This window comes from Streptomyces sp. NPDC048018, from assembly GCF_043202995.1.
GTDB lineage: Bacteria > Actinomycetota > Actinomycetes > Streptomycetales > Streptomycetaceae > Streptomyces.
Window position 1 is genome coordinate 73,084 of record NZ_JBIDBK010000002.1, and the last position, 21,114, is coordinate 94,197.

The 21,114-nt window shown below is 74.9% G+C and carries 18 protein-coding genes; 11 read left to right on the forward strand and 7 right to left on the reverse strand.

The genetic code is table 11. The features are described from left to right. Positions 1–437: 437 nt before the first annotated feature. Positions 438–2,609 (forward strand): penicillin acylase family protein, encoded by a 2,172-nt coding sequence (locus tag ACGF1Z_RS06180; RefSeq protein ID WP_393000517.1) that lies wholly within the window; start codon positions 438–440, stop codon positions 2,607–2,609. Continuing rightward, positions 2,596–3,159: a GNAT family N-acetyltransferase gene (locus ACGF1Z_RS06185; protein WP_393000519.1), complete on the forward strand. Its 564-nt coding sequence runs from the start codon at positions 2,596–2,598 to the stop codon at positions 3,157–3,159. Before ACGF1Z_RS06180 ends, ACGF1Z_RS06185 begins: the two co-directional genes overlap by 14 nt. 269 nt (positions 3,160–3,428) lie before the next feature. Here ACGF1Z_RS06185 and ACGF1Z_RS06190 read toward each other — a convergent pair whose 3' ends face one another. Together ACGF1Z_RS06190 and ACGF1Z_RS06195 are read right to left on the reverse strand one after the other, a co-directional pair. After that, positions 3,429–4,523 (reverse strand): amidohydrolase family protein, encoded by a 1,095-nt coding sequence (locus ACGF1Z_RS06190; protein ID WP_393000521.1) that lies wholly within the window; start codon positions 4,521–4,523, stop codon positions 3,429–3,431. 76 nt (positions 4,524–4,599) lie between these two features. Then, positions 4,600–5,664 (reverse strand): hypothetical protein, encoded by a 1,065-nt coding sequence (locus ACGF1Z_RS06195; RefSeq protein WP_393000523.1) that lies wholly within the window; start codon positions 5,662–5,664, stop codon positions 4,600–4,602. Between the two features lie 294 nt (positions 5,665–5,958). Here ACGF1Z_RS06195 and ACGF1Z_RS06200 point away from each other — a divergent pair, with 294 nt between their 5' ends. Next, the gene (locus tag ACGF1Z_RS06200) at positions 5,959–7,056 is read left to right on the forward strand and encodes a pyridoxal-phosphate-dependent aminotransferase family protein (RefSeq protein ID WP_393002391.1); all 1,098 of its coding nucleotides are present in this window, start codon (positions 5,959–5,961) and stop codon (positions 7,054–7,056) included. 24 nt (positions 7,057–7,080) lie between these two features. Here ACGF1Z_RS06200 and ACGF1Z_RS06205 read toward each other — a convergent pair whose 3' ends face one another. Continuing rightward, a complete protein-coding gene (locus ACGF1Z_RS06205) occupies positions 7,081–8,148 on the reverse strand; it encodes an alkene reductase (protein WP_393000525.1) in 1,068 nt (355 codons plus the stop codon). A gap of 136 nt (positions 8,149–8,284) precedes the next feature. Here ACGF1Z_RS06205 and ACGF1Z_RS06210 point away from each other — a divergent pair, with 136 nt between their 5' ends. Next, positions 8,285–8,833, forward strand: coding sequence for a MarR family winged helix-turn-helix transcriptional regulator (locus ACGF1Z_RS06210; RefSeq protein ID WP_393000527.1), 549 nt, complete (start codon positions 8,285–8,287; stop codon positions 8,831–8,833). A 36-nt stretch (positions 8,834–8,869) separates the two neighbouring features. Here ACGF1Z_RS06210 and ACGF1Z_RS06215 read toward each other — a convergent pair whose 3' ends face one another. The 3 genes from ACGF1Z_RS06215 to ACGF1Z_RS06225 all read right to left on the reverse strand — a co-directional run bounded on the left by ACGF1Z_RS06215 (position 8,870) and on the right by ACGF1Z_RS06225 (position 12,157). Further along, positions 8,870–9,925 carry an aminotransferase class V-fold PLP-dependent enzyme gene (locus ACGF1Z_RS06215; RefSeq protein WP_393000529.1) on the reverse strand — a complete coding sequence of 352 codons (1,056 nt, stop codon included), beginning with the start codon at positions 9,923–9,925 and terminating at the stop codon, positions 8,870–8,872. 96 nt (positions 9,926–10,021) lie between these two features. Continuing rightward, complete coding sequence (locus ACGF1Z_RS06220; RefSeq protein WP_393000531.1) at positions 10,022–10,717, reverse strand: DsbA family oxidoreductase; 696 nt, start codon at positions 10,715–10,717, stop codon at positions 10,022–10,024. A gap of 330 nt (positions 10,718–11,047) precedes the next feature. After that, complete coding sequence (locus tag ACGF1Z_RS06225) at positions 11,048–12,157, reverse strand: GlxA family transcriptional regulator (protein WP_393000533.1); 1,110 nt, start codon at positions 12,155–12,157, stop codon at positions 11,048–11,050. A 70-nt stretch (positions 12,158–12,227) separates the two neighbouring features. Here ACGF1Z_RS06225 and ACGF1Z_RS06230 point away from each other — a divergent pair, with 70 nt between their 5' ends. Both ACGF1Z_RS06230 and ACGF1Z_RS06235 read left to right on the forward strand, forming a co-directional pair. Beyond that, the gene (locus ACGF1Z_RS06230) at positions 12,228–13,622 is read left to right on the forward strand and encodes an MFS transporter (RefSeq protein ID WP_393000535.1); all 1,395 of its coding nucleotides are present in this window, start codon (positions 12,228–12,230) and stop codon (positions 13,620–13,622) included. A gap of 214 nt (positions 13,623–13,836) precedes the next feature. Continuing rightward, a complete protein-coding gene (locus tag ACGF1Z_RS06235; protein WP_393000537.1) occupies positions 13,837–14,061 on the forward strand; it encodes a hypothetical protein in 225 nt (74 codons plus the stop codon). Here ACGF1Z_RS06235 and ACGF1Z_RS06240 read toward each other — a convergent pair. Then, positions 14,055–15,617: an aldehyde dehydrogenase (NADP(+)) gene (locus tag ACGF1Z_RS06240; protein ID WP_393000539.1), complete on the reverse strand. Its 1,563-nt coding sequence runs from the start codon at positions 15,615–15,617 to the stop codon at positions 14,055–14,057. The two genes, ACGF1Z_RS06235 and ACGF1Z_RS06240, sit on opposite strands and share 7 nt — an antisense overlap. A gap of 85 nt (positions 15,618–15,702) precedes the next feature. Here ACGF1Z_RS06240 and ACGF1Z_RS06245 point away from each other — a divergent pair, with 85 nt between their 5' ends. From ACGF1Z_RS06245 to ACGF1Z_RS06265, 5 genes are all read left to right on the forward strand, one after another. Continuing rightward, entirely contained in the window at positions 15,703–16,473 is a 771-nt protein-coding gene (locus ACGF1Z_RS06245) for an IclR family transcriptional regulator (RefSeq protein WP_393000541.1), read from the forward strand. A 193-nt stretch (positions 16,474–16,666) separates the two neighbouring features. After that, positions 16,667–17,665: a hypothetical protein gene (locus ACGF1Z_RS06250; RefSeq protein WP_393000543.1), complete on the forward strand. Its 999-nt coding sequence runs from the start codon at positions 16,667–16,669 to the stop codon at positions 17,663–17,665. Continuing rightward, positions 17,662–18,927, forward strand: coding sequence for a sensor histidine kinase (locus tag ACGF1Z_RS06255; RefSeq protein ID WP_393000545.1), 1,266 nt, complete (start codon positions 17,662–17,664; stop codon positions 18,925–18,927). Before ACGF1Z_RS06250 ends, ACGF1Z_RS06255 begins: the two co-directional genes overlap by 4 nt. Positions 18,928–18,956: 29 nt before the next feature. Beyond that, the gene (locus ACGF1Z_RS06260; RefSeq protein ID WP_393002393.1) at positions 18,957–19,574 is read left to right on the forward strand and encodes a response regulator; all 618 of its coding nucleotides are present in this window, start codon (positions 18,957–18,959) and stop codon (positions 19,572–19,574) included. A gap of 80 nt (positions 19,575–19,654) precedes the next feature. Next, positions 19,655–21,103 carry a peptidoglycan D,D-transpeptidase FtsI family protein gene (locus ACGF1Z_RS06265; protein WP_393000547.1) on the forward strand — a complete coding sequence of 483 codons (1,449 nt, stop codon included), beginning with the start codon at positions 19,655–19,657 and terminating at the stop codon, positions 21,101–21,103. The last annotated feature ends 11 nt before the right edge of the window (positions 21,104–21,114 follow it).

A 21,114-nucleotide genomic window follows, 5' to 3' on the forward strand; every position in this document is an offset into this window, starting at 1 on the left:
GCGTCGGCGACTTGAGACACCGGAATCTTTACGCACTGTGGGTGAACCGGCAGACACCCGGCGTGAGTTCACCCCAAAGGGTGGTTTCCGCGCTCATTTTCGAATCTTTCGACACAGGCGTTCTCGCCCGCCCCGTGCGTAGCGGTGCCACCGGAGGTCAGGGCGCCCACCTGCGAAAAGTGAAAACGACAGGCGCTGGGCCGGGGTAACGGACCGTCAACCTGCCGCACCCCGCGCGCCGCCGCCGGCGCGGACCCGGGACCCCGCGGCGGAACAGTCCGGGGCCCACACCCCCCCGTCCGAGGCCGGCGCCCTCCCCGTCCGGGGCCGGCACCCTCCCCGTCCGGGACCAGCGCCCCCCGTCCGGGTCCGGCACCACCCGCAGCGCCCCCCGGACGTCCTGTAGGTTAATTTAGGTCAGCCTAACCTAAGAAACCATGAGCCGATCGGGGCGGTACGCCGTGAGCATCGAGGTCCACCGGGACGCCTGGGGCGTCCCGCATCTGCGCGCCGCCGACCCCCGTGAACTCGCCCGCGCCCAGGGCCTGGTGACCGCCCGGGACCGGGCCTGGCAGCTGGAGGTCGAGCGGCACCGGGCCCGGGGCACGACGGCGGCGTTCCTCGGCGCGGCGGAGACCGGCTGGGACACCTTCGTCCGCCAGGCACGGCTGGCCGACACCGCGCGCCGCTGCCACGACCGGCTGGATCCGGACACGGCGGCGTGGGTCCGTGCCTACGTGGACGGCGTCAACGAGGGCCTGGCGGCCGGCGCCGCCCGCGCGCCGGAATTCGCCCGCACCGGCCTGCGGCCGGGCCGCTGGGAACCCTGGACCCCGCTCGCGGTGTGGCTCTCCACCCACATCCTCTTCGCCGGATTCCCCACCAAGCTATGGCGGGAACAGGTCGCGCGGCGGCTCGGCGAGGAGTGGACGGAGCTCTTCGCCACCGACGGCCCGGGCACCGCCGGCTCCAACGGCTGGGTCGTCTCCGGCAGCCGCACCGCGAGCGGCGCACCGCTCGTCGCCGGCGACCCGCACCGCTTCGTCGAGGCGCCCGGCGTCTACCAGCAGATCCGGCTCGCCTGCCCCGAGTACGACGTCCTCGGCCTGGCCGTCCCCGGCATCCCCGGCCTCGCCCACTTCGGCCACACCGGCCGGGTCGCCTGGGCCATCACCAACGCGATGGCCGACTACCAGGACCTCTACCGCGAGCGGCTGCGCCGCCACCCCGACGGCCGCGTCGAGGCCCTGGGCCCGGAGGGCTGGGAACCGGCCTCCGCACACACCGAGTCGGTGCGCGTGAAGGACGCGGACGCACCGGTCCGTGTCGAGGTGGTCGAGACGGCCCGCGGTCCGGTGATCATCGGTGCCGGGGGCGACGGCCGGGCGGCGGCCGCCGGCCCGGAACCCGCCGGTGCCTCCGCCGGCGAGGCCCTCGGCGACGTCGTCGAGTGGCAGGCGATCAGCCTGCGCCACCCGCCGCGTGTCACCGGCGAACTGGGCTTCTCCGCGCTGCCCGCGCTGCTCGCCGCGCGCACCGTGGCGGACGTGGACCGGGCACAGGACCGCTGGGTCGAACCCGTCAACGTCGTCCAGGCCGCCGATGCCGACGGCGGGCTGCTGCACCGGGTCGCCGGATGGGTGCCCGTGCGCGACCGGGCCAACTCCCTGCGCGTCGTGCCCGCCTGGGACGCGGGGCACGACTGGGCGCCGGAACCCGCGCCGACCCCCCGCGCCGAGGTCGGGGGATACGCGGTGATGGCCAACGCGCGGGGGCTCGCCGCGCCGCTGGGCGTCGAGTTCGCCCCGTCCCACCGGGCCGGGCGGATCGCCGCGCTGCTGGACGCCTCCACGTCCTGGACGCCCGCCGCGACGGCCGCCGTCCACACCGACACCGACAACCCGTCCGCGCGCCGGCTGCTCCGGGCGGTCGAGGAGGCGGACGAGGACGGGCTGTCCGCCGCGGCCCGTGCCGTCCGCGGCACGCTGCTCGCCTGGGACCGGCGGATGGCGGCCGACAGCACGGACGCCGGTCTCTACGCGGCGGTGCGCGGAGCGGTCGTCCGCCGGCTCGCCGCGCACGAGGCGTTCGCCGCCCTGCGCGAACCGGAGCCCTGTCCCGAGGTGTTCCGGCCCTGGCTCGCGCTCGGCGCGCGGGTCGCGTACGCCCTGGAGACGCTGCTCGTCGCCGGACCCGTGCCGCCCGGGGACGTACGCCGGATCGTGCGCGAGGCGCTGGAAGAGGTCGGGGCCGGCGACCCCCCGCCCGCCTGGGGTGTGACGCACCGGCTGGCGCCCTGGCAGGCGCTGCCGGACGCCGACGGCACCGCGGACGCCCGGTGGCCGGGCCTCGCCGGCGACCACGACTGCGTGCTGTCGACGTCCAGCGTCCCCGGCTTCACCGACCGCAGCGCCCGCGCGTCCGCCGCCCGCTACGTGTGGGACCTGGCGGACCGCGAACGGAGCCTGTGGGTCGTGCCGTTCGGCGCCTCCGGGGTGCCGGGCGACCCGCACCACCGCGACCAGCTCCCCCTCTGGCTGCGGGGCGAACTCGCCCCCGTCGTCACCGACTGGAACGACCTCGTGAAGGAAGACCATGAGCAGAACTGAGCACGTCCAGGCCGTCGAGGGCTTCGGAACCGTCCGCGTCGACCGCATCGACCCGGAACGCCACGCCGAACTCGTCCACGGCTGGGTGAACGAGGAGCGCGCCCGCTTCTGGGGCATGCACGGCACGAGCGTCGAGCAGGTGCGGGAGATCTACGCGCACCTCGACTCGCTCACCACCCATCACGGCTTCCTGGTGCACCGGGACGACGAGCCGGTCGGCATCTTCCAGACCTACGACCCCGAGGCCGACCGGGTCTCCGAGTGCTACGAGGCACGGCCGGGCGACATCGGCGTGCACCTGTTCGTCGCGCCCTCGGCCGCCCCTGAGCGGGGCTTCACGGAGGGGCTGCTCACGGCGCTGATCGACTTCGCGCTGACCGGGCGCACCCGGATCGTGGGCGAGCCGGACGCCGCCAACGAGAAGGCGATCGCCCGGCTCGTGCGGGCCGGGTTCGAGCTGGGCCCGGAGGTCGTGCTGCCGGAGGTGGACCTGCCCGAGGTGTTCATCCCGGCGAAGGAGGCGCGGCTGGCCTTCTACAGCAGGGCCTGACCGGAGCCCGGCCGTGGCCCCGGCGGGCTGTGCGCCCGGCGGTGGCCGCCCGGCCCGGGACCACCCGGCCCGGCCCAGGACGCCCGGCCCGGCCCAGGACGCCCGGCGGTGGCCTCACGGCCCAGGACCACATGCCGGCCCAGGACCACATGCCCGGCCCAGGACCAGCCGCCCGGCCACCCATGGCCCCGGGCGCGCCCCGCCCGGCCGCACGGCTCGCCGCCCGCCGGTCACGACCCGGCCGTACAGCCCGCCGCGACCGGCCCGGCTCAGCCGATCACCCGGCCGTTGACGATCACCCGCCGGGGCGCCGCGAGGACCCGGACGTCGGCGCGCGGGTCCTCGCCGTAGACGACGAGGTCGGCCGGGGCGCCCTCCTCCAGACCCGGGCGCCCGAGCCAGGAGCGGGCGCGCCAGGCGGTGGCCGAGAGGGCGTCGAGGGCGGGGATGCCCGCCTTGGTCAGCTCCTCGACCTCGGCGGCGACCAGCCCGTGCGCGAGGGAGCCGCCCGCGTCGGTGCCGACGAAGACCGGGATGCCCGCGTCCCAGGCGGCACGGACCGTGTCGTAACGGCGCTCGTGGAGCCGGCGCATGTGGGCCGACCAGCGCGGGAACTTCTCCTGGCCGCCGTCCGCGAGGTGCGGGAAGGTCGCGATGTTGACGAGCGTGGGGACGATGGCGACCCCGCGCTCGGCGAAGAGCGGGATGGTCTCCTCGGTGAGGCCCGTCGCGTGCTCGATGCAGTCGATGCCCGCCTCGACCAGGTCGCGCAGCGAGTCCTCGGCGAAGCAGTGCGCGGTGACCCGGGCGCCGAGCCGGTGCGCCTCGGCGATGGCCGCCTCGACCTCGGCGCGCGGCCAGGACGGGGCCAGGTCGCCGAGGTCGCGGTCGATCCAGTCGCCGACCAGCTTGACCCAGCCGTCGCCGCGCCGCGCCTCCCGGCCCACGTAGGCGACGAGTTGGTCCGGCTCGATCTCGTGGGCGTAGTTGCGGATGTAGCGGCGGGTGCGGGCGATGTGCCGGCCCGCCCGGATGATCTTCGGCAGGTCCTCCCGCGCGTCGATCCAGCGGGTGTCGGAGGGCGAGCCCGCATCACGGATGAGCAGGGTGCCGGCGTCCCGGTCGGTGAGGGCCTGCTTCTCGGCGGTGGCCTCGTCGACGGGTCCGTGCCGGTCGAGTCCGACGTGGCAGTGGGCGTCGACGAGACCGGGCAGCACCCAGCCCTCGACGGTCAGGACGTCCCGGGCCGGGCCGGGGGGCCGCTCGAAGGTGACGCGCCCGTCCACGCACCACAGTTCGTCCCGGACGTCCTCCGGGCCGACGAGCACCCGCCCCTTCACCCGCAGCACCACGTGATCGCTCATACCCGCACTCTACGAGCCGCCGCCCGGGACCCGGGCGGCGATGTCCGTCACGTTCACGCGGTGCCCGTCCGCTCTCCTACGGGCGCCAGTCGGCCTGCAGGTCGTGCGTGTCGGCCTTGGTGAGCTGGGTGAGCCCGCTGCCGTCGGCCCGGACCAGGAAGAGGTGCTCGGGGTCGGCGTCGTCGGTGCCGCCGCGGGTGAAGACCAGACGCCTGCCGTCCGGCGCCCAGGAGGGGTTCTTGTCGTGGGCGCGGGCCGAGGTGATGCGGTGCGTTCCCGCGCCGTCGGGGCGGACGACGTAGAGGTGGGCGAAGCCGGAGGAGTCCACCCGGCTGAAGACGATCCGGTTGCCGCGCGACCAGTCGGGCGTCCAGTCGTGGGAGCCGGCCAGGGTGACGGGGGTCTGGACGAGGGTGGACAGCTGGATCCGCATCAGTCTGCTGTTCCCCGACGCGTCCGCGCGGCTGTAGGCGAGGGACCCGCCGTCCGGGGACCAGGTCGGGTGGAACTCGTCCGCCGCGGTGTGGGTGAGCCGGGTGGCGGGGGTGCCGTCGACGTCGGCCACGTAGATCTCGCGCTGGCTGCCGGCCGGCCTGGAGTAGGCGATCCGCTTGCCGTCCGGGGACCACGCCGGGTCGGATGCGCCCTCGGTGCCGGGCACGGGCTTCAGGTCGCCGCCGGCGCTCTTCATCGTCCAGATGCCGTCGATCGCGCCGCCGGCCCCGTAGCGGAGGAACGCCACCCGCTTGCCGTCGGGCGACCAGCTCGGCATCACGTCGCTGACGGTGGGGGTGTGGGTGAGCTTGACGGGGGCGCCGCCGGTCGGGGCGATCGCGTACAGGTCCTCGATGGAGGCCGCCGCGCTGTAGCGGGCGAAGACGATCGGGCGGTCCGCGGCCGGCCGCGGCGCTCCGGACCCGGCGGCCGCCCGCACCGCCGCCGGTACGGCGGCCGTCCCCGGCCCGGCCGCGGCTCCGGCGGTGCCCACGGCGCCGAGGGCCAGCGGCCCGGTGACGGCGAGCGCCGCGGCGACCAGGGCCGTCCGGCGCGCCCGGGTCCGGCCGTTCGCGCCGGTACGGCCGGCTCCGTGGGTTCCGCCGGTTCCGCCGGTTCTGCCGTTGCTCCGCACCATGCTGTCCACCCCGTCTCCTCCGGCGGCCCCTGCGGGCCGCTCCGGCCGCAACATCCCACCGACCCGGCGCCGGGGGAAGCGGCGGAGCCCGGCGGTGCGCGCCCTGTGACACGTTCCGGACGGCGCCGTGACGGCGGACGGTCCCGGGACCGGGGCGGGCGGCGGTGCGGGTGTCCCGCCGACCGTGGCGTGCGGCGGTCCGGGCGGCCCGCGGGGCGGCGGGTCCGAGCCCGTACGCTGGCACCAGCCCGATCCCGATGTACGCACCACGCGTTCGACCCCGAAGAAGGCACCGCCGTGACCGTGACACACCCGCTTCTGGACCTGGCCCCGCTGACCGCCGCGCAGTTCGCGTCGATCGAGCGGCGGGTCGCCGCGCTGCTCTCCACCGAGCAGGACGTGGTGATCACCCAGGGCGAGGCGCTGCTGCCGCTGGAGGGCTGCATCCGCAGCGGGGCGCGGGCGGGCTCGACGGCGCTGAACGTCGTCACCGGTCCGTACGGGCAGACCTTCGGCAACTGGCTGCGGGACTGCGGCGCCACGGTCGTGGACCTGGAGGTGCCGTTCCACACCGCGGTGACGGCCGAGCAGGTGGCGCGGGCCTTCGAGCAGCACCCGGAGATCGACTTCGTGTCGCTGGTGCACGCGGAGGCGGCGACGGGCAACACCAATCCGGTCGCGGAGATCGGCGAGGTGGTGCGGGCGCACGACGCGCTGTTCTACCTGGACGCGGTGGCGTCGATCGGCGCCGAGCCGGTGCTGCCGGACGCGTGGGGCGTCGACATGTGCATCATCGGCGCGCAGAAGGCGATGGGCGGCCCGGCGGGCGTCTCCGCGGTGTCGGTGAGCGAGCGGGCCTGGGAGCGCTTCGCCGCCAACCCGGCCGCGCCGCGCCGCTCGTACCTGTCCCTCCTGGACTGGAAGGAGCGCTGGATCGACGGCGGCCGCAAGGCGCTGCTGCACGCGCCGGCGCAGTTGGAGATGCTGGCCCTGGAGGCCTGCATGGAGCGGATCGAGGCCGAGGGTCTGGACGCGCTGATGGCACGGCACGCCTCGGCCGCGGCGGCGACCCGCGCGGGTGCGCTGGCGCTGGGCGGCGGCCTGGAGCCGTACGTGCACGCGGCGGCGGACGCGGCGCCGGTCGCGACGACGCTGCGCGCGCCGGCCGGGGTGGACGCCTCCGAGCTGGTGGCGAGGGCGCTGGCCGCGGACCCGTCGCTGCCGCTGATCGCGGGCGGCGGCACGCTGGCCAAGGAGATGATCCGGGTGAACCACTACGGCGTGGACGCGGCCCCGGGCGTGGTGCGCTCCTCCTTGGCGGCGCTGGGTACGGCGCTCGCGGAGACGGGCCGCACGGTGGACCTGGAGGGCGCGGGCCGGGCGGTCACGGAGGCCTGGTAGCCCCGGCGACCGCCCCGGCGGAGGCTACAGCGACGGGTAGTCGGTGTAGCCGCGGTGGTCGCCGCCGAAGAAGCCGGCGGGGTCGGGGGTGTTGTACGGGCCGCCGGCCAGGAGCCGGGCCGGCAGGTCCGGGTTGGCGAGGAAGAGGGCGCCGTACGCCAGGATGTCGGCGGTGCCGTCCTCGATCAGGGTGAGGGCCTCGGGGCCGGTGGGGCCCTCGGTGTGCGGGTTGAGCACGAAGGTGCCGGAGAACCGCTTGCGCAGGTCCAGGGTCAGTTCGCGGATCGCGGGCACCGCCTCGGTGACGTGCAGGTAGGCGATGCCGAGCGGGTCGATCGCGGTGACGAGGGCCGGGTAGAGCTCGTCGGTGTCGCTCTCGGCGATGTCGTTGTACGGGTTGGCCGGGGAGATGCGCAGCGCGGTGCGCTCGGGGCCGATGGCGTCGGCGACGGCCTTGACGACCTCGACGGCGAAGCGGATGCGGTTCTCGACCGGGCCGCCCCACTCGTCCGTACGGTGGTTGGAGCCGGTGGCGAGGAACTGGTGGACGAGGTAGCCGTTGGCGCCGTGCACCTCGACCCCGTCGAAGCCGGCCTCGACCGCGTTGCGGGCGGCGGCGGCGAAGCCCTCGATCGTCTCGCGCACCTCGTCGGCCGTGAGCTCGCGCGGGGCGACGAAGTCGGTGAGCCCGGTCCCGGTGAAGAGCTGCCCGGCGGGGGCGACGGCGGACGGGCCGACCGGGTGGAGGCCCTCGCCGAGGACGTCGGGGTGGCTGATCCGGCCCGCGTGCATCAGCTGGGCGAAGATCCTTCCGCCGCGCTCGTGGACGGCGTCGGTGACCTCGCGCCAGGCGGCGATCTGCTCGGCGCTGTGCAGTCCGGGGGTGGCGGGGTAGCCCTGGCCCACGGCCGTGGGCTGGACGCCCTCGGTGATGATCAGGCCGGCGGAGGCGCGCTGGGCGTAGTACTCGGCGGTCAGCTGGGTGGGGACACGGCGTGCGGCCTCGGCCCGGCTCCGGGTCATGGGCGCCATGGCGATGCGGTTGACGAGGCGGGTGCCGGCGAGGTCGACGGGGTCGAAGGCGGTGGTCATAGCTGTCCCCTCAGGAAATATGTGGTCGGCCAACTATCTGGCCGCGACGCCACTGTAACCCATTTACTTGGCCAGCCAAGGTAATCTTGGGGAAAGAGCTCGCATGACGAGACCGCGCCCGAGGAGTGAGCCCGCGATGTCCGGAACCGACCCCTTCTGTACCACCCCGGTGGACCATCTGCCCTCAGCCGCCCGCGGCGGGCCGGTGAGCCACGCGCTGTCCCGGGTGGCCCGGCTGCACCGGATCGCGGCGGGTCGGCGACTGAAGGAGCTGGGTCTCTATCCGGGCCAGGAGTTCCTGATGATGGCGCTGTGGGACTGCGGGCCGGTGCGGCAGTCCGTCCTCATCCGGTCGCTCGGACTCGACCCGTCGACGGTGACGAAGATGCTGCAGCGCCTGGAGCAGTGCGGGCACGTACGCCGCCGCCCCGACCCGGCCGACCGGCGGGCCGTGCTCGTCGAGGCGACGGAGGAGGGCGAGGCGCTGCGCGCCCGCGTCGAGGGCGTCTGGCACGACCTGGAGGGGCACTCCCTGACCGGTCTCACCCCCGCCGAACGCGCGGACCTCGCCCGGCTGCTCGCCCGCCTGGAGGAGAACCTCTGCCACGAGGCGGGCGAGTGCGGGACGGAACCGGCCGGGCCGCCGGAGCCGGCGGAGGCACCCCGAGTGGCGACGGCGCTCTAGACGGTCGCGGCACCGGTCGCCCGGCCGGGGGGCGGGTCAGCCGGCCAGGACCTCCAGCGCCCGGTCCACGTCCGCCGAGGAGTTGTAGAGGTGGAACGAGGCCCGCAGCTTGCCGTCGCGGGCCGAGAGCAGGACGCCCGCCTCACCGAGCGCATCGCGGCGGTCGCCGAGGCCGGGGATGCCGACGACCGTCGAGTCGTCCGCGACGGGGACGTGGCCGAGCGCGAGGAGCCCGTCCCGGAAGCGGGCGGCGAGGGCCTTGTTGTGGGCCTCGATGCGCTCGATGCCGATCTCCTCCAGGAGGGCGAGCGAGCGGGCCGCGCCGTGGTACGACATGAAGGCCGGGGGCTCGTCGAACCGCCGTGCGGAGTGGGCCAGTTCGCGCACCGGTCCGTAACTGTTGACCCACAGCTCCTCGCCGGTCACCCAGCCGGCGTGGATGGGCGTCAGCGCGTCCTGCGCCTCCTCCGTGACGGTCAGGAAGGACGCGCCGCGCGGGCAGAGCAGGTACTTGTAGCCGCCGGAGACGGTGAAGTCCCAGTCCCCGGCGAACAGCGGCAGCCAGCCCGCCGACTGGGTGGCGTCGAGCAGGGTGCGGGCGCCGTGGGCGGCCGCGGCGGCGCGGATCGCGGCGAAGTCGGCGGTGCGCCCGTCGGACGACTGCACCGCGGAGAAGGCGACGAGCCCGGTCCCGGGCCGTACGGACTCCGCGAGCCGCTCCAGCGGCACGAAGCGGATCTTCAGGTCGCCGCGGACGGTGAACGGGGTGATGACGGAGGAGAACTCGCCCTCCGGAATGAGGATCTCCGCGCCGGCCGGCATGGACTGCGCCACCATGCCGACGTGCACGGAGACCGAGCTGCCGACCGCGACCCGGTCGGGGGTGACGTGGGCGAGGCGGGCGAAGGCGGCCCGGGCCTCGTCGACGATGCCGAAGCTGCCGGCGCCCTCGGCCCGGCCGGCCGCGGTCTCCTCGGCGAGGAGGACGACCGCCTCGATCGTGCGGCGGGGCAGCAGGCCGCAGGCGGAGGTGTTCAGATACGTCGACGTGGGGGCGAACTCGGCTCCGCCCAGGGGCTCCAGGGAATCCATGCGCCCAGCCTGGATTCCCCGCGATCTTCCGTCAATCGGCGGCGATCACGGGGAGTCCCCGGAGCCGCGTCCTGCGCGGCCGGTCGGGCGGCCGGTTCAGCAGTTGGTGCCGTCGACGTCGCAGGCGGCGGCGTCCCCGCCGACCGGCTGCAGGCTGCGGCCGGCCCAGGCCTGCTCCAGGGCCTGGGTGAAGACCTCGGCGGGCTGCCCGCCCGAGACCCCGTACTTCCGGTCGAGGACGAAGAACGGCACGCCGTTGGCGCCCAGTTCGGCGGCCTCGCGCTCGTCGGCGCGCACGGCGTCCGCGTAGGCGGTCCCGTCGGCGAGCACCGTACGGACCTCGGTCTCGTCGAGACCGGCCTCCACGGCGAGGGTCACCAGGGTCTCGGCGTCGAAGACCGAGCGCTCCTCGGCGAAGTTGGCCCGGTAGGCGAGGTCCAGGAGCTCGTTCTGCCGGCCGCGGTCCTTCGCCAGGTGCAGCAGGCGGTGGATGTCGAAGGTGTTGCCGTGGTCACGGCCCTCCGTGCGGTACTCGAGACCCTCGGAGCGGGCGTTGGAGGCGACGTGGGCCTCCATGGCGCGGGCCTCGTCGAGGGTGCGGCCGTACTTCTTGGCGAGCATCTCCAGGACCGGGCCGGAGTCGCCCTTCGGGCGGTTGGGGTCGAGCTCGAAGGAGCGGTGCACGACCTCGATGTCGTCGCGGTGGGCGAAGGCCGCGAGCCCCTTCTCGAAGCGTGCCTTGCCGATGTAGCACCAGGGGCAGGCGATGTCGCTCCAGATCTCGACGCGCATGGTGTGGCTTCTCTCCTGGACGGGGTGGTGGGCGGGGGTTCCGTGACGGGAACGTCCCGCCCCGCCGGAATCATTCCGCGGCGGACGGCGGTGTGAGGCGGAGCACCACCTGGTTGCCACCGCCCGGGGTGCCGGGGTACGGAATCCGGCTCCGGGCGGCGTGGAGGGCCTCGGCGCGCTCGTTCCCGTCGATCCGCGCTCGTTCGCGTCGATCACCTCCAGGCGGGCGGTGCTCCCCGGCCGCGCGACCGGTCCCGGCAGGGAGCTCGGCGACGGCGTCGAGGCCGGCCGGGGTCGCGGTGCGGAGGCGGAGAGGGGGCCGGTCACGGACTACCGGGACATGGAGGCCACGGGCACGGCTCCCGACGCGGACGGAGACGGGAGAGGGGACGGGGACGGGGACGCGGACAGGGAGGCGGGCAGGGACGGGGGCGGGGACGGGGCCGCGGCTTCCGGTCGGGGCGCCACGGCGGATCCGGGGGTCCCGCCCGCGAGGCGGCTGAAGGTGGCCCGGTAGGCACTCGGGGTGAGTCCCGTCCGGCGCAGCACGTGCTGGCGGAGGGAGTCCGCCGTGCCGAGGCCGGACGCCCGCGCCAGCAGGTCCATCGGCAGCGCGGTGGTCTCCAGCAGTTCCTTGGCCCGCTCGACGCGCTGGTGGAGCAGCCACTGGAGCGGGCTGACCCCCGTCTCGGCGTGGAAGCGGCGCGACAGCGTGCGCACGGACACCCCCGCGTGCCGGGCCAGGTCGCTCAGGGTGAGCGGCTCGTCGAGGTGTTCCATGGCCCACGCGCGCGTCGCGCCGAAGGACGCGCCGCGCTCGGGCGGCAGCGGGGTCAGCGTGAACTGGGCCTGGCCTCCGGGCCGTACGGGCGCGACGAGGGCGAGCCGGGCGACGGTGTTGGCGACGGCGGCGCCGTGGTCGGTACGGATGACGTGCAGGCACAGGTCGATGCCGGCGGCGTAGCCGGAGGAGGTCAGCACCGGGCCGTCCTGGACGAAGAGCACGTCGTCCTGGAGGTCGACGGCGGGGTGCCGTTCGGCGAGGAGTTCGCGGTAGGCCCAGTAGGTGGTGGCCGCGCGGCCGTCGAGGAGTCCGGCGGCCGCGAGCGCGAAGGAGCCGGTGCAGATGGACGCGATCCGTTTGCCCGCCGCGCCGGCCCGGCGCAGCGTGTCGATGATGCGCGGGTCGGGATCGTGGTAGCTGCCGCTGCCGGCCAGGATCACGGTGTCCGCGTCCTCGACGGCGTCCAGGCCGCGCGGGACGTGCAGGTCGAGACCGCCGCTCGTGGTGACGGGCCCGGGGTCGGGCGCACAGATCACGGTCTCGTAGCCGGGGCCGCCGTCGACCTCGACCTTGCCGAACAGCATCTCCGGGATGGCGAGGTTGAACATCGAGACGGGCGGGGCGGCGATGACGGCGACGCGCCGGACACGGGACATGGCCAGAACCTCCGGGCATATGGCATTCAGGCCACTACTGTACGGCCGGCTCGCTCACGAAGCTGGGCGCATGAGCCCAACCGATCTCGCCCGCACCCCCGTTGACGCGGCCGGCACCGCCGCCCGCTCCCCCGTGCCCTCCGCCGCGCCCTCCCCCGGTCCCGCCCTCGCCGCCGCGATGCTGGGCTTCGCCCTCATCACGCTCGACACCTCGGTCGTGAACGTGGCGCTGCCCGCGATCGGCGCCGACCTGCGGGCCGGCATGTCCGGCCTCCAGTGGGTGGTCGACTCCTACACACTGGCCTTCGCGGCCCTGCTGCTGTCGAGCGGCGCGCTCGCCGACCGGATCGGCGCGAGCCGGGCCTACGGCGCCGGGGTCGTCGTCTTCACCCTGGCCTCAGCCGCCTGCGGCCTGGCCCCGGGCCTCCCCGCCCTCCTCGCGGCCCGTACGGTGCAGGGCGTCGCGGCCGCCGTGATGCTGCCGGCCTCCCTCGCGCTCGTCCGTGAGGCCTACGGGGACCCGGCGCGGCGGGCGCGCGCGGTGTCGCTGTGGGCGGCGGGCGGCACGGTCGCCGTGGCGCTCGGCCCGGTCGCGGGCGGGGCGCTGACCACCGCGTGGAGCTGGCGCGGGATCTTCTTCATCAATCTGCCGCTCGGCCTGCTCGCGCTGGTCCTTCTCACCCGGGTGGCCCGCTCGGCCCGCCGGCCCGCGCCGCTCGACCTGCCGGGCCAGCTGACGGCCGTGGTCGCGCTCGGCGCGCTGACCTTCGCCGCCATCGAGGGCGGGGCGCGCGCGTGGTGGGCGCTGGGCGTCGCGGTGCTCTGCTTCGCCGCCTTCCTCGTCGTGGAGGCGCGGCGGACCCACCCGATGGTGCCGCTGGGGCTCTTCCGCGACCGGACGGTCCTGGTGGCGGTGTCGGCGGGCTCGGCGAACAGCGTGGCGTTCTACGGCATGATCTTCGTCTTCAGCCTCTTCTTCCAGCAGGTCCTGGGCCTGTCGGCACTGGGCGCCGGCCTGATGTTCCTGCCGATGACCGCGCTGCTCGCCGGGGTGAACGTGCTGTCGGCCCGCGTCGCGGCCCGGTACGGTGCCCGGCTGCCGATCGTGGTGGGCCAGGTGGTGGCGGTGGCCGGGCTGCTCGGCCTGCTGACGGTGGACGCGGGCACCCCGCTCGCGGCGCAGGCGCTGCTGCTCGTACCGCTGGCGCTGGGGGCCGGCTTCTCCCTGCCCCCGCTGATCGCCTCGATGCTGGAGGCCGTCCCGGCCGAGCGGGCGGGCACGGCGGCGGGCCTGCTGAACGCGATCCGGCAGACAGCGGGCGCCCTGGCCATCGCCGTCTTCGGCTCCTTCGCCGCCGCCGGCGTGGAGTCGAGCCTGCGCGTCTCGCTGCTGATCAGCGCGGTCCTGCTCGCTCTCACCACGCTCGCCTCGCTGCGCCTGCCGCGCCACCGCTCCCGCGTGTAGGGCCGGTCGTCGGTGCGGAGCGGCCGGCCGGCCGTCGTCATCCGCCGCCAGGTGAGGTACGCGAGCGGGGGCAGGCCCACCAGGGCGGTCGAGCGGCGGGCGGAGGCGGCGCGGGAGAGCCCGCCGAGGGCGCCCAGCTCCTCGACCGTCCAGGGGTGCGCGGGGAGGGCACCGCGGTGCCCTCCGGCCGACTGGACCACCGGCCGAGGTGCCGGTGCAGTGGCCGCTGACCGTGCGCGGCTACGCCGACGGCGCGGTGGTCCGGACCGCCGAGGGGCGCGCCCGGAGGGGCGGTCTCATCGGCTCGGGGCTGCGCGACGGCTCGCCGGCGCCGGTGATCGCGGAGATCGTCGAGCGTCTGGAGTCGCGGCCCGACGCCCACCGGCTGATGGAGTCGAACACGCACACCGGGAGGATCGTGGTGCGGATCCCTCACTGAGGCCGGCGCGGCGGCACGCCCCGCGGGGCGTCGTCCCGGAGTTCCGGGGGGAGCAGGTGCTGCGGGGTCGACTGGTAGGCGACCGGCCGCAGCCAGCGTTCGATCGCGGTGGCGCCGACCGAGGTGAAGGGCGAGGTGGTGGCCGGGTAGGGGCCGCCGTGGTGCTGGGCCTCCGCCACGGCCACGCCGGTCGGCCAGCCGTTGACGAGCACCCGGCCGGCGAGCGGGGTGAGTTCGGCGAGCAGCGAGGCGGCCTCCGGGTCATCGTCTGCCATGTGCAGGGTGGCGGTGAGGTTGCCGGGCAGCGGACCGAGGACGGCGGAGAGCTGCTCGCGCGAGCCGTAGCGCGCGACGATCGTCAGCGGCCCGAAGCACTCCTCCAGGAGCGGCTCCCCCCGCCCCTCGGCGAGCAGCCCCGCGTCGACGGTGAGCACCCCGGCGCTGACCGTGTGTTCGCCGCCGGCTCCGGGGGTGACGGACGCGGTCACACCGGGCAGCGCGGCCCGCTCGCGGACGCCGTCGAGGAAGGCGCCGCGCATCCGCCGGTCGAGCATCACGCCGGGCTCCGTCTCGCTCACGGCGGCCGTGAGGGCCGTGACGAACCGGTCGCCGGCCTCTCCGGCCGGTGCGAGGACGAGGCCGGGCTTCGTGCAGAACTGTCCCTGCCCGAGGGTCATGGAGGCGGCGAGTCCCGCGCCGAGCTCCTCGGCCCGTTCCCCGGCCGCCGCCTCGGTGATCACCACCGGGTTGAGCGAGCCGAGTTCGCCGTGGAAGGGGATGGGGACCGGGCGGGCGGTGGCCGCGTCGAAGAGCGCCCGTCCGCCGCGCACCGAGCCGGTGAAGCCGGCGGCGGCGACCAGCGGGTGGCGGACGAGTCGGACGCCGGCCTCGAAGCCGTGCACCAGGGAGACGACGTCCTCGGGGAGTCCGGTGCTGACGGCGGCCCGGCGCAGCAGGGAGGCGCAGAGCTCGGAGGTGGCCGGGTGGTCGGGGTGCGCCTTGACGACGACGGGACAGCCGGCGGCGAGTGCGCTCGCGGTGTCTCCGCCCGGGACGGAGAAGGCGAGGGGGAAGTTGCTTGCCGCGTAGACCGCGACGACCCCGAGCGGGATCTTCATGCGCCGCAGGTCGGGGGTGGGTGGCGTGGTGGTGGGATCGGCGCGGGAGATCCGCACGTCGAGGAAGGCACCCTCGTCGACGATGTCGGCGAAGAAGCGCAACTGCGCGGTGGTGCGCGCGAGTTCTCCGGTCAGCCGGACCGGTCCGAGAGCGGTCTCGGCATCGGCCGCCTCGACGACGTGATCGCACGCCTCGTCCATCAGGTCGGCCGCGGTGCGCAGCAGCGCGGCACGGGTGGTGCGGTCGGCGAGCGCGGGCCGGGCGGCGTGCGCGGCCCGTACGGCCTGGTCGAGTTCCTCGTCCGTGGCCTCCACCGCGACCTGCTCTCGCGGCTTCCCCGTCCGGGGGTCCACACTCCACACTGGTTCTGCCACGACACGCCCCTCGCCCACGTTGTTCGCTATTCTGAACGCTGTCCCTGTAGGTGAATCCGACATCGGGACTCTAGGGACGGCCGAGCCGTCTCCACAAGAGGCTTCATGGGGCTTCCGGACGGATCGCCCCCGGAGAGGGGCGAGGGCGATGGGGACCAACGACGCGGGCGGGGCCCAGGTCAAGTCCGCGGTGCGGACCGTGGAGTTGCTGGAGTACTTCGCCGGGCGACCCGGCATGCACTCCCTCGCCGCCGTCCAGGAGGCCGTCGGCTACCCCAAGTCCAGCCTGTACATGCTGCTGCGCACCCTCGTCGAGCTCGGCTGGGTCGAGACGGACGCGACCGGCACCCGGTACGGCATCGGGGTGCGCGCACTGCTCGTCGGCACCTCGTACATCGACGGCGACGAGGTGGTGGCCGCCGCCCGGCCCACCCTCGACCGGCTCTCCGACGACACCACCGAGACCATCCACCTCGCCCGGCTCGACGGCACCAGCGTGGTCTACCTGGCGACCCGCCAGTCCCAGCACTACCTGCGCCCGTTCACCAGGGTCGGACGCCGGCTGCCCGCCCACTCGACCTCCCTCGGGAAGGCGCTGCTCGCCACCCACAGCGACGAGCAGGTCCGCAAGCTGCTCCCGGAGACGCTGCCCGCGCTGACCGAGCACACGGTCACCGACCGCGAGCAGCTGATCGAGGAGCTGCGCGCCATCCGCGAACAGGGGTACGCGGTGGACCGCGAGGAGAACACCCTGGGCCTGCGCTGCTTCGGCATCGCGATCCCGTACCGCACCCCGTCGCGCGACGCCGTCAGCTGCTCGGTGCCGGTGGCCCGGCTGACCCCGGGCCACGAACAGCTCATCAAGGACGCCCTGTTCGACGCCCGCGACCGGCTCGCCCTCGCGACCCGCCGGCTCTGATCCGCTACGGGGCGGGGCCCCGGTCCCGCACCCGCCATGCTCCCTCCGTACGGGGCGCCGCCAGGAGACCCTCCCCTCCCCCGCGGCCGGTCACGGCGTGATCCCGCACGGCGGACCGTCTCCCCCGCGCGGCGGAGGGGGTTCGTCGTCAGGCAGGAGGTGCCGGGGCGGACCCCGGCACGAGGGTGGGGGCATGACGACACCGACGCTTCCCGTCCCCACCGCGGCACCCGCCGCTCCCGCGAGCCCGCTCCGCCGGACGCTGGGCGGCCTGGCCGCTCTCGGCTGCCTCCCGTACATCGTCCTCAAGGTCGCCTGGGTGGCCGGCAGCACGGTCGGCATCCCCGAGGGCAGCGTCCTGCTCGACCATCCGACGACGATGCGCGTCGCCAACGGCGCCTCCGTGATCGCCGACGCGGTCGTCGTGCTGCTCGCGTTGCTCCTGACCCGCCCGTGGGGCCTGCGGGTGCGGGCCTGGCTGCTGCTCCTCCCGGTGTGGGCGGCGACCGGCCTGATCGCCCCGATCATGGCGGGCTACCCGGCCCAGCTCGTCGTGTCCCTCTTCGCCACGGCCGACACCAGCCCGGCCGCCGCGCCCGTGCCGGACTTCCTCGACACCTGGGTCTTCCCCGTCGTCTACGGGGGCTTCATCGTCCAGGGCCTGAGCCTCGGCATCCTCTTCGTCCTCTACGCCCGGGACCGCTGGGGCCACGTCTGGGCCGGCCGCCTCGGCGAGCTGCCCGCCGACGTGAGCGGGCCGGCCGTCCGCGCCTGCACGGTCGCGGCCGCCGTGCTCGCCCTGGCACCGGTCACCCTCCACGTCCTGTGGGCCGCCGGCGCGACGTGGGGGCTCGCCCCCGACTACGCCGACGGCTACGACCCCGACAAGGCGGTCGTCGACGTCCTGCGCGCCGTCCTCCTGCTCGTCGCCTGCCTCGCCGGTCTCGCCCTCGCCCTGCGCCGTCCGGCCGGTCTGCGGCTGCGCGCCGCGCTGGCGGCGGCCTGGGTGGGCTCGGGTGCGGCCGGGTGCTGGGGCGCGTACATGACGCTGGTCGCGCTGATGCCGCAGACCGATGGCGGGAAAGAGCCGACGATCCCCATGGTCAGCGCCTACGCTGGCGAAATGATCATCGGGTTCCTGCTGGCCGGCTGCCTGGCCGTGGTCGTGAGCCGGCGGAGCCGGACGGCATGAGACGGCTCGGCGGCGCCCTGTTCGGGCAGCGGGCCCGGCGGCGGTGGCTCCATCTCGTCCTGGGCGGTGCCCTGTTCATGCCGTACTGGCTGGTGGGCACCGTCGCCGTCGGCTCCGTCACCGGCGGTGGGCCGACGTTCGGGGGCAGCCTCGCCGCCCAGTTCGCCGCCTACGCCGTCGGGTTGCCGCTGGCCTCGGTCACGGCGCTCTTCCCGCTGACCCGTCCGATGTCGGTGGCGGCGGCCCGGGCCCTGTGCGGGGTGCCGGGCGAGCGCTTCGCGGCCGGCCCGGCCCGCGGACGTGCGGCGAAGGCCCGTACGGTCGGCTGGTACACGCTGCACCTCGGTGTGGGAGCGCTCGTCAGCGGCGCGTCGCTGGCACTGCCGCCCTTCGCGTTCGCCGTGGCGGCGCTGCCGTTCTCGGCGGAGCTGCGGGCCTCCGACTTCGGCGGCTTCTGGGGCCTGGACCGGCCCTGGCTCAGCTGGGCCGGGCTGCCGCTCGGCGTCCTCATGCTGCTCGGCCTCGCCGCCGCCGCGGCGGCGGCCGGGGCGCTGCTGGCCGGTGCCGCGACCCGGCTGCTCGGGCCGAGCGCGGCCGACCGGCTCGCCGCGGCCGAGCGGCGCGCCGCCGAACTGGCCGTACGCAACCGGCTCGCCCGCGAACTGCACGACTCGGTGGGGCACGCGCTGAGCGCCGTCACCCTCCAGGCGGGAGCGGCCCGGCGGGTCCTGGACGCGAGCGCCCGCCGAGACGGGAGCGCCGACCTCGACTTCGTACGGGAGTCGCTCACGGCCATCGAGGAGACCACCCGCCGCACGGTCGGCGAGCTCGACTCCGTGCTCGGTCTGCTGCGCAGGGGCGAGGACGACGGTGACCTCGGGGCGCCCGGTCTGGACGCGCTCGACGCGCTGGTGAGGGGGGCCGGGCCGCGGGTGGCCCTGACCGTCCGCGGGGATCTGGCGAGGCTGCCGGAGCCGGTGTCGCGCGAGGCCTACCGGATCGTGCAGGAGGGCCTGACCAATGCCGTGCGCCACGCACGGGAGGAGACGGTGACGGCGCGGGTCGCGCTGTCGGGGGACGAACTGGAGATCACGATGGAGAATCCGCTGCCCGGCGCGGTGCCGGTGGCCCGCCCGGACGGGGGCCGCGGGCTGCGCGGCGTCGCCGAGCGGGCCCGGCTGCTCGGCGGTACGGCCCAGGCGGGGCCGGTGGACGGCGTGTGGCGGCTCGCCGCACGGCTGCCCGTGGGAGGTGGGCGGTGATCAGGATCGTGCTCGCGGACGACGAGCGGATGGTGCGGACGGCGCTGCGCGTGATCCTGGACGCGGAGCCCGACCTGGAGGTCGTCGGGGAGGCGGCCACCGGCGCCGGGGCCGTGTCGGTGGTGCGCGAGCTGCGGCCCGACGTGGTGCTGATGGACGTCCGGATGCCGGAGATCGACGGGATCCAGGCGACCCGGCGGATTCTGGCCGGGCCCGGGGCGCCGCGGATCGTCGTCGTCACCACCTTCGAGAACGACGCCTACGTCTACGACGCGCTGCGGGTGGGGGCGGCCGGTTTCCTGCTCAAGCGGGCCGCGCCGGAGGAGCTGGTGAGCGCGGTCCGCCTGGTCGCCGCCGGCGACTCGCTGCTCTATCCGGCGGCGGTCCGCGGGCTGGCCGCCGAGCACGCCCGCCGCAATCCGCCGACGGCCCCCGCGTGGGCGGCCCGGCTCACCGAGCGCGAGGCGGAGGTGCTGCGGCAGATGGCGAAGGGGCTGACGAACGCGGAGATCGCCGCGGGCCTGGGCGTCGGTCCGGCGACGGTGAAGACCCATGTGGCCGCGGTGCTCGCGAAGACGGGCGCCCGGGACCGGACGCAGGCGGTGATCGCGGCGTACGAGTCGGGCTTCGTCCGGCCGAACGCCTGACGGGTTCCCACATGAAGGTTCGCTGAGAAACCGGACACATCCGGAACGCCGCCCGCCGGTCCGTTCGTCCCGCATATGGGATGAACAAGACGATCAGGCGCGCCTCGGTCTTCTCGCTTCTCCTGGTGCTCGCCCTGCTCGGCCGGGCCACCTGGGTGCAGGCGTACGAAGGCAAGGCCCTCGCGAACGACAAGAACAACCGGCGGAAGGTCATCGCGCAGTACGCGCAGCCGCTCGGGAACATCGTCGTGGCCGGTTCGCCGGTCACCGGATCGAAGGAGACGAAGGGCGGCGACCTCGCGTACAAGCGCGACTACACCGACGGCTCGCTGTACGCGGCCGTCACGGGCTACAGCTCGCAGGCCTACGGGGCGACCCAGCTGGAGGGCATCTACGCCGACGTCCTCGACGGCACCGACAGCCGGCTGAAGAACCCGGTGAACGCGCTCACCGGCGAGCAGGCGAAGCCGGGCACGGTCGTGACGACGATCGACCCGGCCGTGCAGAAGGCGGGCTACAAGGCGCTCGGGAAGAAGAAGGGCGCGGCCGTCGCGATCGACCCGAGGACGGGCCGGATCCTCGGGATGGTGTCGACGCCCTCGTACGACCCCTCGAAGATCGCCGGCCTGACGGACGGGGACGAGTGGCAGCGGCTCACCGAGGACGAGGACAAGCCGCTGGTCAACCGGGCGCTGCGACAGCCGCTGCCGCCGGGCTCGACCTTCAAGCTGGTGGTCGCGGCGGCGGCCCTGGAGGACGGGCTCTACGGTTCCGTGGACACGCCGACGGACAGCCCGAACCCGTACACGCTGCCCGGCACGCGGACCGTGCTGAAGAACGAGAACGCCTCCGCGCCCTGCGAGAACGCGACCATCCGCACCGCGCTGCGCTACTCCTGCAACAACGTCTTCGCCAAGATGGCCGTGGACCTGGGCCAGGACAAGGTGAAGGCGACGGCGGAGAAGTTCGGCTTCAACGACCAGGAGCGGGACGTCCCCGTCCGCGCCTACGCGAGTGTGTATCCGTCCGGCATGGACAAGGCGCAGACGGCCCTGACGGGCATCGGCCAGTTCGATGTCACGGCCACCCCGCTCCAGATGGCCATGGTGTCGGCGGCTCTTGCCGACGACGGCCTCATGGCGAGCCCGCACATGGTCTCCCAGGTGGTCGACTCCGACGGCGACGCGCTGCAGAGCTTCCGGGACGGGGACACCCGGCGGATCGTCTCCTCCTCGACGGCGGAGCAGCTGCGCAGCGCCATGCGGACCGTGGTCGACGAGGGCACCGGCACCAACGCGGCGATCGACGGGGTGGAGGTCGGCGGCAAGACCGGCACGGCCCAGCACGGCGAGAACAACAGCAAGACGCCGTACGCCTGGTTCACCTCGTACGCGAAGGATCCGAGCACGGGCAAGGAGGTCGCGGTCGCGGTGATGATCGAGGACTCGGGCGCCGCGCGCTCGGAGGTCAGCGGTAACGGGCTCGCGGCGCCGGTGGCGCAGAAGATGATGAAGGCCGCCCTGAACTAGGCGCGGCCGAA

Excerpts from the sequence above, each read along its gene's own strand:
- ACGF1Z_RS06215 (WP_393000529.1), bottom strand. The coding sequence starts at position 9,925 with ATGGATTCCCTGGAGCCCCTGGGCGGAGCCGAGTTCGCCCCCACGTCG.
- ACGF1Z_RS06225 (WP_393000533.1), bottom strand. The coding sequence starts at position 12,157 with ATGTCCCGTGTCCGGCGCGTCGCCGTCATCGCCGCCCCGCCCGTCTCG.
- ACGF1Z_RS06190 (WP_393000521.1), bottom strand. The coding sequence starts at position 4,523 with ATGAGCGATCACGTGGTGCTGCGGGTGAAGGGGCGGGTGCTCGTCGGC.
- ACGF1Z_RS06205 (WP_393000525.1), bottom strand. The coding sequence starts at position 8,148 with ATGACCACCGCCTTCGACCCCGTCGACCTCGCCGGCACCCGCCTCGTC.
- ACGF1Z_RS06245 (WP_393000541.1), top strand. The coding sequence starts at position 15,703 with ATGGGGACCAACGACGCGGGCGGGGCCCAGGTCAAGTCCGCGGTGCGG.
- ACGF1Z_RS06260 (WP_393002393.1), top strand. The coding sequence starts at position 18,957 with ATGGTGCGGACGGCGCTGCGCGTGATCCTGGACGCGGAGCCCGACCTG.
- ACGF1Z_RS06180 (WP_393000517.1), top strand. The coding sequence starts at position 438 with ATGAGCCGATCGGGGCGGTACGCCGTGAGCATCGAGGTCCACCGGGAC.
- ACGF1Z_RS06255 (WP_393000545.1), top strand. The coding sequence starts at position 17,662 with ATGAGACGGCTCGGCGGCGCCCTGTTCGGGCAGCGGGCCCGGCGGCGG.
- ACGF1Z_RS06240 (WP_393000539.1), bottom strand. The coding sequence starts at position 15,617 with ATGTCGGATTCACCTACAGGGACAGCGTTCAGAATAGCGAACAACGTG.
- ACGF1Z_RS06220 (WP_393000531.1), bottom strand. The coding sequence starts at position 10,717 with ATGCGCGTCGAGATCTGGAGCGACATCGCCTGCCCCTGGTGCTACATC.
- ACGF1Z_RS06210 (WP_393000527.1), top strand. The coding sequence starts at position 8,285 with ATGTCCGGAACCGACCCCTTCTGTACCACCCCGGTGGACCATCTGCCC.
- ACGF1Z_RS06250 (WP_393000543.1), top strand. The coding sequence starts at position 16,667 with ATGACGACACCGACGCTTCCCGTCCCCACCGCGGCACCCGCCGCTCCC.
- ACGF1Z_RS06230 (WP_393000535.1), top strand. The coding sequence starts at position 12,228 with ATGAGCCCAACCGATCTCGCCCGCACCCCCGTTGACGCGGCCGGCACC.
- ACGF1Z_RS06265 (WP_393000547.1), top strand. The coding sequence starts at position 19,655 with ATGAACAAGACGATCAGGCGCGCCTCGGTCTTCTCGCTTCTCCTGGTG.
- ACGF1Z_RS06185 (WP_393000519.1), top strand. The coding sequence starts at position 2,596 with ATGAGCAGAACTGAGCACGTCCAGGCCGTCGAGGGCTTCGGAACCGTC.